Origin of the sequence: Vibrio diabolicus (assembly GCF_011801455.1) — a bacterium.
Classification (GTDB): domain Bacteria; phylum Pseudomonadota; class Gammaproteobacteria; order Enterobacterales; family Vibrionaceae; genus Vibrio; species Vibrio diabolicus.
In genome coordinates, this window is record NZ_CP042451.1 from 180993 (window position 1) to 196339 (window position 15347).

At 45.9% G+C, this 15347-nt stretch carries 9 protein-coding genes; 5 read left to right on the forward strand and 4 right to left on the reverse strand.

Translation table 11 applies throughout. The features are described 5' to 3' along the window. Positions 1-224: 224 nt before the first annotated feature. Positions 225-4253 (forward strand): DNA-directed RNA polymerase subunit beta, encoded by a 4029-nt coding sequence (gene rpoB, locus FR741_RS00930; RefSeq protein ID WP_005397275.1) that lies wholly within the window; start codon positions 225-227, stop codon positions 4251-4253. A gap of 104 nt (positions 4254-4357) precedes the next feature. Next, positions 4358-8560 carry a DNA-directed RNA polymerase subunit beta' gene (gene rpoC, locus FR741_RS00935; RefSeq protein WP_005397277.1) on the forward strand — a complete coding sequence of 1401 codons (4203 nt, stop codon included), beginning with the start codon at positions 4358-4360 and terminating at the stop codon, positions 8558-8560. 187 nt (positions 8561-8747) lie between these two features. Here the strand turns inward: rpoC and FR741_RS00940 are convergent, their stop codons facing one another. Further along, positions 8748-9239, reverse strand: a complete 492-nt coding sequence (locus FR741_RS00940; protein ID WP_031780615.1) for an Rsd/AlgQ family anti-sigma factor — start codon at positions 9237-9239, stop codon at positions 8748-8750. Positions 9240-9416: 177 nt separating this feature from the next. On the opposite strand from FR741_RS00940, the gene nudC reads away from it, so the two are divergent. Beyond that, positions 9417-10214 (forward strand): NAD(+) diphosphatase, encoded by a 798-nt coding sequence (gene nudC, locus FR741_RS00945; protein WP_167426151.1) that lies wholly within the window; start codon positions 9417-9419, stop codon positions 10212-10214. A gap of 247 nt (positions 10215-10461) precedes the next feature. After that, a complete protein-coding gene (gene hemE / locus FR741_RS00950) occupies positions 10462-11529 on the forward strand; it encodes a uroporphyrinogen decarboxylase (RefSeq protein ID WP_006743188.1) in 1068 nt (355 codons plus the stop codon). 221 nt (positions 11530-11750) lie between these two features. Here the strand turns inward: hemE and FR741_RS00955 are convergent, their stop codons facing one another. Both FR741_RS00955 and FR741_RS00960 read right to left on the reverse strand, forming a co-directional pair. Continuing rightward, positions 11751-12323 carry a uracil-DNA glycosylase family protein gene (locus FR741_RS00955; RefSeq protein WP_005382518.1) on the reverse strand — a complete coding sequence of 191 codons (573 nt, stop codon included), beginning with the start codon at positions 12321-12323 and terminating at the stop codon, positions 11751-11753. 2 nt (positions 12324-12325) lie between these two features. After that, entirely contained in the window at positions 12326-13249 is a 924-nt protein-coding gene (locus FR741_RS00960; RefSeq protein ID WP_167426152.1) for a D-2-hydroxyacid dehydrogenase, read from the reverse strand. A gap of 66 nt (positions 13250-13315) precedes the next feature. Here FR741_RS00960 and FR741_RS00965 point away from each other — a divergent pair, with 66 nt between their 5' ends. Next, positions 13316-13903, forward strand: coding sequence for a YjaG family protein (locus FR741_RS00965; RefSeq protein ID WP_167426153.1), 588 nt, complete (start codon positions 13316-13318; stop codon positions 13901-13903). 80 nt (positions 13904-13983) lie between these two features. Here FR741_RS00965 and FR741_RS00970 read toward each other — a convergent pair whose 3' ends face one another. Then, positions 13984-15117: a hemolysin family protein gene (locus FR741_RS00970; RefSeq protein WP_167426154.1), complete on the reverse strand. Its 1134-nt coding sequence runs from the start codon at positions 15115-15117 to the stop codon at positions 13984-13986. Between the last annotated feature and the right edge of the window lie 230 nt (positions 15118-15347).

Below are 15347 nucleotides of genomic sequence, written 5' to 3' on the forward strand. Positions count from 1 at the left end.
TAATTGGCTGGTGGTTTTTTAACCACCGGCCTTTTTGCGCTGTAGGGTATAGGCGAATTTTCCCGCTGTTTAAGCGCCTGATATCCATGCAAAAAACATTTCATTCTTACGAAATGAAATGTCACTACAGTAAACAGCTATATTAGTCACTGTCCCTTACCCCCCTTAAGTAACTAGGAGCGGGCGGACAGTTTGGGTCACTTATCAGCGAGCTGAGGAACCCCATGGTTTACTCTTATACCGAGAAAAAGCGCATCCGTAAGGACTTTGGTACTCGTCCACAAGTTTTGGACATTCCATACCTGCTATCGATCCAGCTCGATTCGTTCGACAAATTCATCGAACAGGATCCTGAAGGTCAATACGGTCTTGAAGCCGCTTTCCGTTCTGTATTCCCGATTCAGAGCTACAACGGCAATTCTGAGCTGCAATACGTTAGCTACCGTCTTGGTGAGCCAGTTTTTGACGTTAAAGAATGTCAAATCCGCGGTGTAACTTACTCAAAGCCACTACGTGTAAAACTACGCCTAGTTATCTTTGATAAAGACGCGCCAGCAGGTACTGTAAAAGACATTAAAGAACAAGAAGTCTACATGGGTGAAATTCCACTCATGACAGACAATGGTACCTTCGTAATTAACGGTACCGAGAGGGTTATCGTATCCCAGCTGCACCGAAGCCCAGGCGTGTTCTTCGACAGCGATAAGGGTAAGACCCACTCTTCAGGTAAAGTTTTATACAACGCACGTGTTATTCCTTACCGTGGTTCATGGCTTGATTTCGAGTTTGATCCTAAGGATAACTTGTACGTTCGTATCGACCGCCGTCGTAAGCTACCAGCATCGATCATTCTTCGTGCACTAGGTAAGTCGACAGAAGAAATCCTAGATCTCTTCTTCGAGAAAGTGAACTTCGAAGTGAAAGACCAAACTCTATTGATGGAGTTGGTTCCAGATCGTCTACGTGGTGAAACTGCGTCATTCGACATCGAAGCGAATGGTAAAGTTTACGTTGAGCAAGGTCGTCGCGTAACAGCTCGTCATATCCGCCAACTAGAAAAAGATGGTGTTGATCACATCGAAGTACCAGTTGAGTACATCGTAGGTAAAGTTGCATCAAAAGATTACATTAATGAAGCAACTGGCGAGATCATTGTTAACGCTAACCAGGAAATCAGCCTGGAAGCACTAGCGAACCTATCTCAGGCTGGCCACAAAGCGCTAGAAGTTCTATTTACGAACGATCTAGACCACGGTCCATTCATGTCAGAAACACTACGTATCGACAGCACGGTTGATCGTATTTCTGCATTGGTAGAAATCTACCGCATGATGCGCCCTGGTGAGCCGCCAACAAAAGAAGCTGCAGAAGCTCTATTCGAAAGCCTATTCTTCTCTGAAGAGCGTTACGATCTATCGACTGTTGGTCGTATGAAGTTCAACAGCTCTATCGGCCGTGAAGATGCTCAAGAGCAAGGTACACTTGATGAAACTGATATCATCGAAGTGATGAAGAAGCTGATCGCGATCCGTAACGGTAAGGGCGAAGTGGACGATATCGACCACCTAGGCAACCGTCGTATCCGTTCTGTAGGCGAAATGGCTGAGAACCAGTTCCGTGTAGGTCTAGTACGTGTTGAGCGTGCAGTTAAAGAGCGTCTAAGCCTAGGCGATCTTGACGCAATCATGCCTCAAGACTTGATCAACGCGAAGCCAATTTCTGCGGCAGTTAAAGAATTCTTTGGCTCTTCACAGCTTTCACAGTTCATGGACCAAAACAACCCGCTATCAGAAGTAACGCACAAGCGTCGTATTTCTGCATTGGGTCCTGGCGGTCTAACTCGTGAACGTGCTGGCTTCGAAGTACGTGACGTACACGTAACGCACTACGGTCGTCTATGTCCTATCGAAACGCCTGAAGGTCCAAACATCGGTCTGATCAACTCTCTATCTGCGTTTGCGCGTTGTAACGAGTACGGTTTCCTAGAGACACCATACCGTCGCGTTGTAGATGGCGTAGTAACAGACGAAGTAGATTACCTGTCTGCAATCGAAGAAGGCCAATTTGTTATCGCTCAGGCGAACGCTAAGCTAAACGAAGATGGTACTTTTGCAGATGAGCTGATCACAGCTCGTCAGAAAGGTGAATCTGGTCTACACCCTCGTGAGCACGCTCAGTACATGGACGTTGCGACAAACCAGGTTGTATCTATCGCTGCATCGCTTATCCCGTTCCTAGAACACGATGATGCGAACCGTGCATTGATGGGTGCGAACATGCAACGTCAGGCAGTTCCGACACTGAAAGCTGACAAGCCGCTTGTTGGTACTGGTATTGAACGTAACGTAGCCGTTGACTCAGGTGTAACTGCAGTTGCGAAACGTGGTGGTGTAATCCAGTCAGTAGATGCTTCTCGTATCGTTGTTAAAGTAAACGAAGAAGAGCTAGTACCAGGTGAAGCTGGTATCGATATCTACAACCTGACTAAATACACACGTTCTAACCAGAACACATGTATTAACCAACGCCCATGTGTGATGCCAGGTGAACCTGTATCACGCGGTGACGTGCTTGCTGATGGTCCTTCGACAGACCTAGGTGAGCTAGCGCTTGGTCAAAACATGCGTATCGCGTTCATGCCTTGGAACGGTTACAACTTCGAAGACTCGATCTTAGTATCTGAGCGCGTAGTTCAAGAAGACCGCTTCACGACAATCCACATTCAAGAACTTACTTGTGTGGCGCGTGATACTAAGCTGGGCTCTGAAGAGATTACAGCTGATATTCCAAACGTAGGTGAATCTGCTCTGTCTAAACTAGACGAGTCAGGTATCGTTTACATCGGTGCTGAAGTTAAGGGTGGCGACATCCTAGTTGGTAAAGTAACACCTAAAGGTGAAACTCAGCTAACGCCTGAAGAGAAGCTACTACGTGCTATCTTCGGTGAAAAAGCATCTGATGTTAAAGATACTTCACTACGTGTACCTAACTCTGTATCAGGTACGATCATCGACGTTCAAGTCTTCACTCGCGATGGCGTAGAGAAAGACAAGCGTGCGCTTGAAATCGAACAGATGCAGCTTAAAGAAGCGAAGAAAGACCTAACTGAAGAATTCCAGATTCTTGAGGGTGGCCTTCTAAACCGTGTTAAAGCTGTATTGATTGAAGGCGGTTACTCTGAAGCGAAACTAGACACGACTGATCGTAAGAAGTGGCTAGAGCTAACGCTAGAAGATGACGCACTACAAACTCAGCTTGAGCAACTTGCTGAGCAGTGGGACGAGCTAAAAGCTGACTTCGATAAGAAGTTCGAAACTAAACGTCGTAAGATCACTCAAGGTGATGATTTAGCACCTGGCGTACTGAAGATCGTTAAGGTTTACCTAGCGGTTAAACGTCGCATTCAGCCTGGTGATAAGATGGCGGGTCGTCACGGTAACAAGGGTGTAATCTCTAAGATCAACCCTGTTGAAGACATGCCATACGATGAAAAAGGTCAGCCTGTAGACATCGTACTTAACCCACTGGGTGTACCTTCGCGTATGAACATCGGTCAGATCCTAGAAGTACACTTAGGTCTGGCAGCGAAAGGTATCGGTGACAAGATCAACCAGATGGTTAAAGAGCAGCAAGAACTAGCGAAATTCCGTGAGTTCCTACAAAAAGTTTACGACCTAGGCGACACTCGCCAGAAAGTAGACATTGCTTCTCTATCTGATGATGAAGTACGTACTCTGATCAAGAACTTGCGTGGCGGTCTACCAATCGCGACTCCTGTATTTGATGGTGCTCCAGAAGAGTCAATCAAAGCACTTCTTGAGCTAGCAGATCTACCAACATCAGGTCAGTTAACACTGTTTGATGGTCGCACAGGTGATGCGTTTGAGCGTCCTGTAACTGTTGGTTACATGTACATGCTGAAACTGAACCACCTTGTTGATGACAAGATGCACGCTCGTTCAACTGGTTCGTACAGCCTAGTAACTCAGCAGCCACTAGGTGGTAAAGCTCAGTTCGGTGGTCAGCGTTTCGGTGAGATGGAAGTATGGGCACTAGAAGCATACGGTGCTGCTTACACGCTACAAGAAATGCTAACGGTTAAGTCGGATGACGTTAACGGCCGTACTAAGATGTACAAAAACATCGTAGACGGTAACCACAGCATGGAACCTGGCATGCCAGAATCGTTCAACGTACTGTTGAAAGAGATCCGCTCGCTAGGTATCAACATCGAGCTAGAAGACGAAGAGTAATCCTTTTCTCTCTTGATGAAAGTCGAGAGAATCAAAGCGATTATTTGGAAGAAGGTGCTCACTTTAGCGAGTGAGCTCCTTTTAACTCCTTACAGGAGCTGATTGTGAAAGACTTATTAAACTTTCTAAAAGCACAGCATAAGACCGAAGAATTTGATGCAATCAAAATCGGTCTATCTTCACCAGACATGATCCGTTCATGGTCTTTTGGTGAAGTTAAAAAACCTGAAACGATCAACTATCGTACGTTCAAACCTGAACGCGATGGTCTGTTCTGTGCGCGTATCTTTGGTCCAGTTAAAGACTACGAATGTCTTTGTGGTAAGTACAAGCGCCTGAAGCACCGTGGTGTTATCTGTGAGAAGTGTGGTGTAGAAGTTACACAAACTAAAGTTCGTCGTGACCGTATGGGCCACATTGAACTGGCTTCACCAGTAGCTCACATCTGGTTCCTAAAATCGCTACCGTCTCGTATCGGTCTACTGATGGATATCCCTCTACGTGATATCGAACGTGTTCTTTACTTCGAAATGTACGTAGTAACAGAACCAGGTATGACTGATCTAGAAAAAGGTCAGATGCTTACGGAAGAAGAGTATCTAGATCGTCTAGAAGAGTGGGGCGACGAGTTCACTGCTAAGATGGGTGCGGAAGCTATCAAGGACCTACTAGGTTCTATGGATATGCACGCTGAAGCAGAACAAATGCGTGAAGAGTTAGAGACAACAAACTCTGAAACTAAGCGTAAGAAAGTAACTAAGCGTCTTAAGCTGGTAGAAGCGTTCATCGCATCGGGTAACAACCCAGAGTGGATGATCCTAACAGTACTTCCAGTACTTCCGCCAGATCTACGTCCTCTAGTACCTCTAGATGGCGGTCGCTTTGCGACTTCTGATCTTAACGATCTATACCGTCGTGTGATCAACCGTAACAACCGTTTGAAGCGTCTTCTAGAGCTAGCTGCTCCGGACATCATCGTACGTAACGAAAAACGTATGCTGCAAGAGTCTGTTGATGCGCTACTAGATAACGGTCGTCGTGGTCGTGCGATCACAGGTTCTAACAAGCGTCCTCTGAAATCTCTTGCTGATATGATCAAGGGTAAACAAGGTCGTTTCCGTCAGAACCTTCTAGGTAAACGTGTAGACTACTCTGGCCGTTCTGTAATCACAGTAGGTCCATACCTTCGTCTACACCAGTGTGGTCTTCCTAAGAAGATGGCACTTGAGCTATTCAAACCATTCATCTACAGCAAGCTAGAGACTCGTGGTCTTGCGACTACAATCAAAGCTGCTAAGAAAATGGTAGAGCGTGAAGAAGCGGTCGTTTGGGATATCCTAGACGAAGTAATCCGTGAACACCCAGTACTATTGAACCGTGCACCGACACTTCACCGTCTCGGTATCCAGGCGTTCGAACCAGTACTAATCGAAGGTAAAGCGATTCAGCTACACCCACTTGTATGTGCGGCGTACAACGCGGACTTCGATGGTGACCAAATGGCGGTTCACGTACCTCTAACTCTAGAGGCACAGCTTGAAGCTCGTACTCTGATGATGTCGACAAACAACATTCTGTCGCCAGCGTCAGGTGATCCGATAATCGTACCTTCTCAGGACGTTGTATTGGGTCTGTACTACATGACTCGTGAAAAGATCAACGTGAAAGGTGAAGGCATGTACCTTTCTGGCCCAGAAGAGGCTGAGAAAGCATACCGCACTAAACAAGCTGAGCTTCACGCACGCGTTAAAGTACGTATTACAGAAACCGTTGTAGACGAAGACGGCAACAGCACTACAGAAACCAAGATGGTAGACACCACTGTTGGTCGTGCAATGCTATGGCAAATCGTGCCAGCTGGTCTACCGTACAGCATCGTTAACCAAAAGCTAGGTAAGAAGCAAATCTCTAACCTACTTAACGAGGCGTACCGTAAACTAGGTCTGAAAGACACTGTAATCTTCGCTGACCAAATCATGTACACCGGTTTCGCATACGCGGCACTTTCTGGTGTATCTGTTGGTATCGACGATATGGTTGTACCAGCAGCTAAGTACACTGAAATCGCAGAAGCGGAAGAAGAAGTACGTGAAATCCAGGAACAGTACCAATCAGGTCTTGTTACTGCGGGCGAACGCTACAACAAAGTTATCGATATCTGGGCATCGACCAACGACCGTGTTGCGAAAGCAATGATGGAAAACCTTTCATCTGAAACGGTAGTTAACCGTGACGGTGAAGAGGAACAGCAAGAGTCATTCAACAGCATCTACATGATGGCGGACTCGGGCGCTCGTGGTTCTGCAGCTCAGATTCGTCAGCTAGCGGGTATGCGTGGTCTGATGGCACGTCCAGATGGCTCAATCATCGAGACACCGATCACTGCGAACTTTAAAGAAGGTCTAAACGTACTTCAGTACTTTATCTCAACGCACGGTGCTCGTAAGGGTCTTGCGGATACGGCACTGAAAACAGCGAACTCGGGTTACCTAACTCGTCGTCTAGTAGACGTTGCTCAAGACGTTGTTGTAACTGAACATGACTGTGGCACTCATGAAGGTGTCGACATGATGCCTCACATCGAGGGTGGTGATGTTAAAGTTGCACTTTCTGAGCTTGCTCTTGGTCGTGTTGTTGCTGAAGACGTACTAAAACCTGGCACTGAAGACGTTCTTATTCCACGTAACACCCTGATCGATGAGAAGTGGTGTCAAATCATGGAAGAGAACTCAGTAGACAGCATGAAAGTGCGCTCTGTAGTAACGTGTGATTCTGACTTCGGTTGTTGTGCACAGTGTTACGGTCGTGACCTAGCACGTGGCCACCTAGTGAACCAAGGTGAAGCAGTAGGTGTTATCGCTGCTCAGTCTATCGGTGAACCAGGTACACAGCTTACCATGCGTACGTTCCACATCGGTGGTGCGGCATCGACAGCAGCGGCAGAGAACAGTGTTCAAGTTAAGAACAACGGTTCTATCAAGCTACACAACGCTAAATCTGTACTAGCAGATGACGGTAAGATCGTTATCACTTCTCGTGCGACAGAGCTAACTATTATTGATGAGTTTGGTCGTACGAAAGAGAAACACAAACTGCCTTACGGTACGCTACTAAGCAAAGGCGATGGCGATACAGTTCAAGCTGGCGAAACAGTTGCAAACTGGGAAGCGCACACACTACCTATCATTACTGAGGTAGCAGGTCGCATCCAGTTCGTAGATATGATCGACGGCGTAACAGTATCTCGTCAAACTGATGACCTAACTGGTCTATCTTCAAGCGAAGTAACTGACCCAGCAGCTCGCCCTTCAGCAGGTAAAGATATGCGTCCAGCTATCAAACTTGTTGACGAGCAAGGTAACGATGTAATGATCCCTGGTACTGATATGCCAGCTCACTACTTCCTACCTGGTAAAGCGATTGTAAACATCGAAGATGGCGCAGCAGTAGGTGTTGGTGCGACACTAGCACGTATTCCTCAGAAGTCTGGCGGTAACAAAGATATCACCGGTGGTCTTCCACGAGTTGCTGACCTATTTGAAGCACGTAAGCCGAAAGAGCCTGCAATCCTTGCTGAGCACACAGGTACTGTGAGCTTTGGTAAAGAGACCAAAGGTAAACGTCGCTTAGTGATCACACGTGAAAGCGGTGAAGCTTACGAAGAGATGATTCCTAAGCATCGTCAGTTGAACGTATTCGAAGGTGAAAAAGTTGAACGTGGTGACGTGATCGCAGATGGTCCAGAGTCTCCACACGACATCCTACGTCTACGTGGCGTACACGCGGTAACGCAGTACATTGCTAACGAAGTACAGGAAGTTTACCGTCTACAAGGCGTTAAGATTAACGATAAGCACATTGAAACTATCGTTCGTCAGATGCTACGTAAGTGTACTATTACTCACTCTGGTGACTCTGAGTTCCTACCTGGTGAGCAGATTGAATACTCACAAGTTAAGATTGCTAACCGTAACCTAGAAGCTGAAGGCAAAGAGCCTGCACGTTTCGAACGTGAACTACTAGGTATTACTAAAGCATCTCTAGCGACTGAGTCGTTCATCTCTGCGGCATCGTTCCAGGAGACAACTCGCGTACTAACAGAAGCAGCGGTTTCTGGTAAGCGTGATGACCTACGTGGTCTGAAAGAGAACGTAATTGTTGGTCGTCTGATCCCAGCTGGTACTGGTTTCGCATACCACCAAGAGCGTCAAGCTAAACGTTCTGAAGCGCAAGATGGTCCTTCTGCTGAGCAAGCAACAGACAACCTAGCGGCACTTCTAAACGCTGGTTTCTCTTCTGAAGAGTAAGCCATTTAACGAGTAATCGTTAGAAGCTTAAGAAAAAAGGCACCTTCGGGTGCCTTTTTAGTTTTTATCCTGCCTTTTTCTTCGAGAGGGTTCTTAGAGAAGGTAATAGTGATAAGGCTAGAAACAAAAAAGACCGACGATGATCGTCAGTCTTTTCTATCCTTCAGTCTCTGAATGTTCGCAAACACTAAGCCCCTGGGGGCATAGACAGACTTTCTGCGATCTGCTGTATCAGATAGTCCTCGACTTCAAATCGAGTCTCAAGAATTTCGCCAATGAGACACATATCAGAATCGAAATCATCTAATTCATCATCTTCAGTAACTTCTGAGTACTTATCGTTAAAGTTCAATAGTGGTTCAGTTGTCAGGACTATTTGACCATAAGTTTGATTGATTTCATTGGTCACGACAAAGCCAGTCGCTTTCCAGCGATCCATAACCATGTCGTAGATTTTAAAATGGCCCTCGGAGATGTAATCAACGAGATGCTGACAGAAATCCTGCAATTCGGAAGGAGATGGGAGTTCAATAACATTGGTTTTCGAACAAGGTTGCAGTGCTGCAAGCTTACAATATTCAACAATCAGGGATTGTCTTGTCTCTAACCAGTGATCAATGACATCACTTGAGCCACCCCACTGGTCTTGTGTTTGTTTGAATTTTTTTAGCATGACCATGCCCTCATGATCTGATCGCCTGTTGGCGAACGTATCCTTTGCAAAGCAAAGTTAGTAAAGTTATTACAAACTCTTGTCCTTACTAGAATTTAGAGTGCAAATTTACTTAACGACAAACTCTAGTATGAAATTAGATTGCCAGTAAAATGAACGAACTTCAAGCAAAGGGATGGTGTAATGTTAAGAAAAGGTGATGTTAACCGCGCGATAAATGCATACTGGTGTGTTGTTGCAGGAAGTGAAATTTGGCTGGTGGATGGTGCTGTGCCTTTCGGGTCTGCAGAGCAGTTATCACTGCCTGAAGTGAGTGCAAGGACCATTGGTGAGTATTCAGGTTCGCCCGTCATGTGGCTTAATTTGTCTGATCTGGAGCATGATCTACCATTAGTCTCACTACGCGACTGCCTGCATTTTCCTGAGCCATTATTTATGTTGTTAAGTAAAGCGGTCCAGTATGGGCACATGACGCAAAGTCTGCGTTTTTGCCCACAGTGCGGTGGAAGAAACTTTCTTAATAATAATCAGTTAGCTATGCAGTGTGGCGAATGCCGTACTCTCCATTATCCTCGAATATTTCCGTGTATTATCGTTGCTGTGCGTAAAGAGAACCTGATCTTATTGGCCCAACATCCTAGGCATCGAAATGGTATGTATACCGTCATTGCGGGTTTTCTAGAAGTTGGTGAGACATTAGAAGAGTGTGTGGCTCGAGAAATTCATGAAGAAACGGGAATTCTCGTTAAAAATATTCGTTACTTTGGCAGCCAGCCTTGGGCTTTCCCATCGAGTATGATGATGGGGTTTTTAGCTGACTATGAATCGGGAGAGTTAAGTCCAGACTACACTGAGCTGTCTGATGCACAATGGTTTGGTATTGACGAGATGCCGCCTGTTGCGCCTAAAGGAACGATTGCAAGAGCGCTTATCGAACAAACGCTACAAGATATTGATTCTAATTATCTGATAAATAGATAAAAAAAACCCTCCGAGAGGGAGGGGGTAAGTAAGATGTCGTTATGAGATGCTGAGTACTGGGTACTCAGTTTATAATTGTAGTTTTCGCTAGCGAACAAATTTTTAACACTGATACCGATTGGGTGCAAATTAAGCATTGATTTAAAAGTTAATAACTTGATCCAGGTTGCAAAGCACACAGCTATTGGACTTAAATCAGTGATAGAATACCCCCTTTCACAGAAAGCCTAACAGTTGGAATTACGGAATGACTGAATTAAAAAATGATCGTTATCTGCGTGCGCTTTTAAAAGAGCCGGTAGATTACACGCCAGTATGGATGATGCGCCAGGCAGGTCGTTACCTACCAGAATACAAAGCGACTCGTGCAGAAGCGGGTGATTTCATGTCTTTGTGTCGAAATGCAGAACTCGCATCCGAAGTGACACTTCAACCATTACGCCGTTTTCCTCTTGATGCTGCGATCTTATTCTCGGACATCTTAACGATTCCAGATGCCATGGGGCTTGGTTTGCGTTTTGCTGCGGGTGAAGGACCTGTTTTTGATAACCCAATTACATGCAAAGCCGACGTGGAAAAAATTGGTTTGCCAGATCCTGAAGGTGAACTGCAATACGTAATGAACGCAGTACGCCAGATCCGTAAAGACCTGAAGGGTGAAGTGCCGCTGATTGGTTTTTCTGGTAGTCCTTGGACTCTTGCTACGTACATGATCGAAGGTGGCAGTTCTAAAGCCTTCACCAAGATCAAGAAAATGATGTACGCGGAACCACAAACTCTGCACCTACTTCTAGATAAGCTGGCAGATAGCGTTATCGAGTACTTAAACGCGCAAATTAAAGCGGGTGCGCAATCGGTAATGGTATTTGACACATGGGGTGGCGTACTGACGCCTCGTGACTACAACCTGTTCTCACTGCAATACATGCACAAGATTGTAGATGGTCTGATTCGTGAAAACGATGGTCGTCGCGTGCCAGTCACACTGTTTACTAAGAATGGCGGTATGTGGCTTGAGCAAATCGCAGCAACGGGCTGTGATGCGGTTGGTCTAGACTGGACAATCAACATTGCAGACGCGAAGGCACGTATCGGTGATAAAGTGGCGCTGCAAGGTAACATGGACCCATCCATGCTTTACGCTTCACCAGAGCGTATCCGCGAAGAAGTAGCGGATATCCTAGAAGGCTTTGGTGATACGGGTACTGGTCATGTGTTCAACCTAGGCCATGGTATCCACTTGGATGTGCCGCCAGAAAACGCGGGCGTATTTGTGGAAGCGGTACACGAGCTATCTAAGCCATACCACAAGTAAGTTAGATTTTTTTGAAATCAAATGCCGGCATTCAGTGCCGGTATTTTTTTACCTAAAACTCAAGGCCGTACAGCTCTGGTAGTATTTGGTCTACTATGATCTAATTACTACTCTAGCTGTACACTAGATGTTAAAGTTTAATATAAACAAACACTTATGATTTCGGGTTTTATGTTCTAATTTTCTTGTACAGATAAGCAAGCAATTAGATCATAGGTAACCTAAAGCATCGAGTGAACGCGTTTTTTAAGGTACGGCACGACGTCAGATTCAAACCAAGGATTCTTCTTTAGCCATAATGTATTGCGTGGAGACGGGTGAGGAAGCGGGATAAAGTCCGGTTCCCAATCCTGCCATTGTTGAACGGTTTGCGTTAGTGTCTTTGGTTTGTTGGTGAGATAGTACTGCTGCGAGTACTGACCAATTAGTAGAGTGAGCTCTATATTGGGCAGCTGCTCAAGAATCTTTTTATGCCAAGTGGGCGCACATTCTTTACGAGGCGGTAAATCACCAGAGTTCCCTTTGCCTGGATAACAGAATCCCATTGGGACAATGGCAATTTTATTTGGGTCGTAGAAAACGTCTTTGTCGATATCGAGCCATTGGCGTAATCGATCACCACTTGGGTCATTCCAAGGTATCGAGGTTTTGTGTACACGTGTGCCAGGGGCCTGACCGATGATTAGGATGCGTGCCCCTTTTGCTGCTTGTACGACAGGGTTTGCGCCCAAAGGTAAATTATCCGCGCAGATCTGGCAGGCCCTCACTTGCTGCAATAGCTCGTCTAACGACATTCTCAGTAACCCTTTTCGAAATCCACCTGATAATTTAATGAAAACCCATCGCGCCAGCGTAGATAGTTGTCAGCAAAAATGTCGAACACTTGCTCGGGGAAACTTAACGCCGCGATGTGAGGGGTGATGGTTACTTGCGGAACTTTCCAAAACGGATGTTCTACCGATAACGGTTCTTGCTCAAACACATCTAAGAAGGCGTGTTCTACCCAACGGTTTTTCAGAGCGAAGAGCAATCCAGCCTCATCCAGTACGTCGCCACGACCTACGTTAAACAATAACGCCTGACTTAGTTGGCTGAGTGTTTGACGATTGAGTAACTGTTGCGTCTCCGGTGTACTTGGTAGGGTATTCACAACAATGTCGGCTTGTTCAAATGCCTTACTTAGTTCACTGATATGAAAGGTCTGATGAAACTCACCACCTGAGGTCGGAATACCTGTGCGGTTCATACCGATGGTTTTTATTCCCATTGCTTTAGCGGCATTGCCCAAATAACACCCAATGCTACCAGTACCGAGAATCACCATGGTTTTACTTTGTAATGATGTATAGAGGTGAGGCTGCCATCGTTTGTTTTGTTGTTGCTGGTGGTATCGGTTGAAGTGGCGGTAATGGGCAATACTGTAACCCAGCACATATTCGGCAATCAGTGGGCCGAAGATGCCTCGAACATTGGTCAGGGTGTAGTCCTGACGAAGGTTAGGTAGCATTAGTGCATTGACGCCAGCGAATGTCGATTGTACCCACCCAAGCTGTGAAAACTCGTCTAATCTATTGGATAGTAATGGTGGATCAGCAAGAACTATTTGAGCTTCCTCTGGCTTATCAGTGATGCTCAGATCTGGTAGCTTTCTCTCCGTCAATAATGTTTCGTAGGTGTCACGATGCTCTGAGAGCAGGAAAATCTGATTTGAGTGCGGCATTAACTTTTTTCCCTGTGATGAATCAAGTACACTTTCGCTGTTTTTTTCTTCAATGATTGAGTGACTATGCTTAAGAATCCTCTTCAGGTTCGTTTAGAAAAACTAGAACCTTGGCAACAAATTACCTTTATGGCGTGTCTGTGTGAACGCATGTATCCAAACTATGCGATGTTTTGTGAGAACACAGAATTTGCTGACCCGCGTGCTTACCGAGCGATTCTTGATAGTGTATGGGAAGTTTTGACAGTTAAGAACGCGAAAATTAACTTCGAACGTCAATTAGAGAAGTTAGAAGAGTTGTTCCCAAGTGCGGATGAGTTCGATTTTTACGGCGTTTACCCAGCGATGGACGCGTGTCAGGGTTTGTCTACGTTACTGCATGGTCTATTGGACCGCGACTACCTTTTCGATTCAATGCTTAAAGTGAGCCAACAGTCGGTACAAACCGTTGCTGATCTAGAGCAAGCGCAAGGTGCAGAGCCAATAACCAACGACAACCAGAAAGAAAATGAAGCCGTATGTGAAGAATGGGACGTGCAGTGGGCTATTTTCCGTCCACTGCGTGAAGCGGTAGAGCGTGACATCAGCTTGATTAAAGATTTACGTGAAGAGTTACGTGAAGAAGGCGTGAGCAACATCGGTATCGCACTTTAATCGTTGAATAGATAGAAAAAAGGCATCCTAAATGGATGCCTTTTTGTTTGCGGCGTTTGAGCGGTTATGCCCAATGCTGATTACGATTCTTTAGAGCCTGGTTTTGTCGCTTCTTGAGCTTCTGGCTCCTTGTGATGCTTCTCCAGTTCTTCCTCTTCTTCATCGTCATCGCGGCTTTCGATTACGCCGTGCATCTCTTTCCAACTTTCCCAACGTTGGTAAGCCAGTTCTTGCATGTCGGTACTTTTATCCGCTTCATCGATGATTTCTTCACCCACGAGGTGTTCAAAAATATCCTCCAACGTCACCAAGCCTTGCACAGTACCGTATTCGTCAACGACAAGGGCTAGCTGTAGGCGATGAGTCATCATCTGGTCAAACACTTTCGGTAAAGTCGTGTTGTTTAGCACCACTTGAATCGGGCGCATGATTGCTCCCAGTTGTTTCTGTCCACAGCCTGATTGTTGGAGTTTGAACAACTCAAGGCGGTGCACAAAACCAATGATATTGTCTTTCTGCTCGCTATAAACCAATGGGCGGGAGAAAGGTGTATCCTTGTGTTTTTCTAGGAACTCATTGATGGTCATCGTGGCATCAATACGGAATACCACAGGACGTGGGGTCATAACCTGAGTTACAGGTACATCTTGGATGCCAAGCAAGTTGCTTAATATTTTTGATTCACCCTCGGCAAATTCACCGCTTTCACGTGCCAGAATCGCCATTGCCGACAGTTCATCGCGCATCTTGGGTGCTTCGTGGTTACGAGCAAGACGCTTGGTGATTTGCTCTGAAAACCATACGAATGGTGTTAGCGCCCATACCATCCAGCGTAATGCGACTGCCGCGGTTGGCGCCAATTGACGCCAGTAAGTTGCGCCAATTGTTTTCGGTACGATCTCTGAAAGCACCAAGATCGCCAGTGTGAGCACTGCCGAAAAGATACCTAACGCTTCGCTACCAAATACCACCGCAGCTTGTGCACCAGCAGTGGCCGCGCCGATGGTATGAGCGATGGTATTTAGAGTTAGAATGGATGCCAATGGTCGGTCGATATCTGATTTTAGCTTAGCCAGTTGCCCAGCTGCGGGATGCCCCTGTTGATTGAGCTGCGCAATGTAGCTCGGACTGATACTCAGCAGTACCGCCTCCAGCACCGAACAGATAAACGAAATGCCGATTGCAATAGAGATATAAATGGATAACAGCAGCATAGTTGCCCTTGAATGTAGTTTGATAGTGGTTATTTGCAGCTATTATAACCGCAAAAGTGCCTTATAAATTGGTCCAAATACCTTGGAAAGCAAGGGTTTTCAGGGGGTATGTGGTAACAAATTGTGAGTTATTACTCATATTATGGCTAAAAGTACGTCAGAAAATCGAAAGATCGCTTACAAACCTTTGCCAGATGGGGCATTTATGTTTTAGAGTGAGACGAATTCGA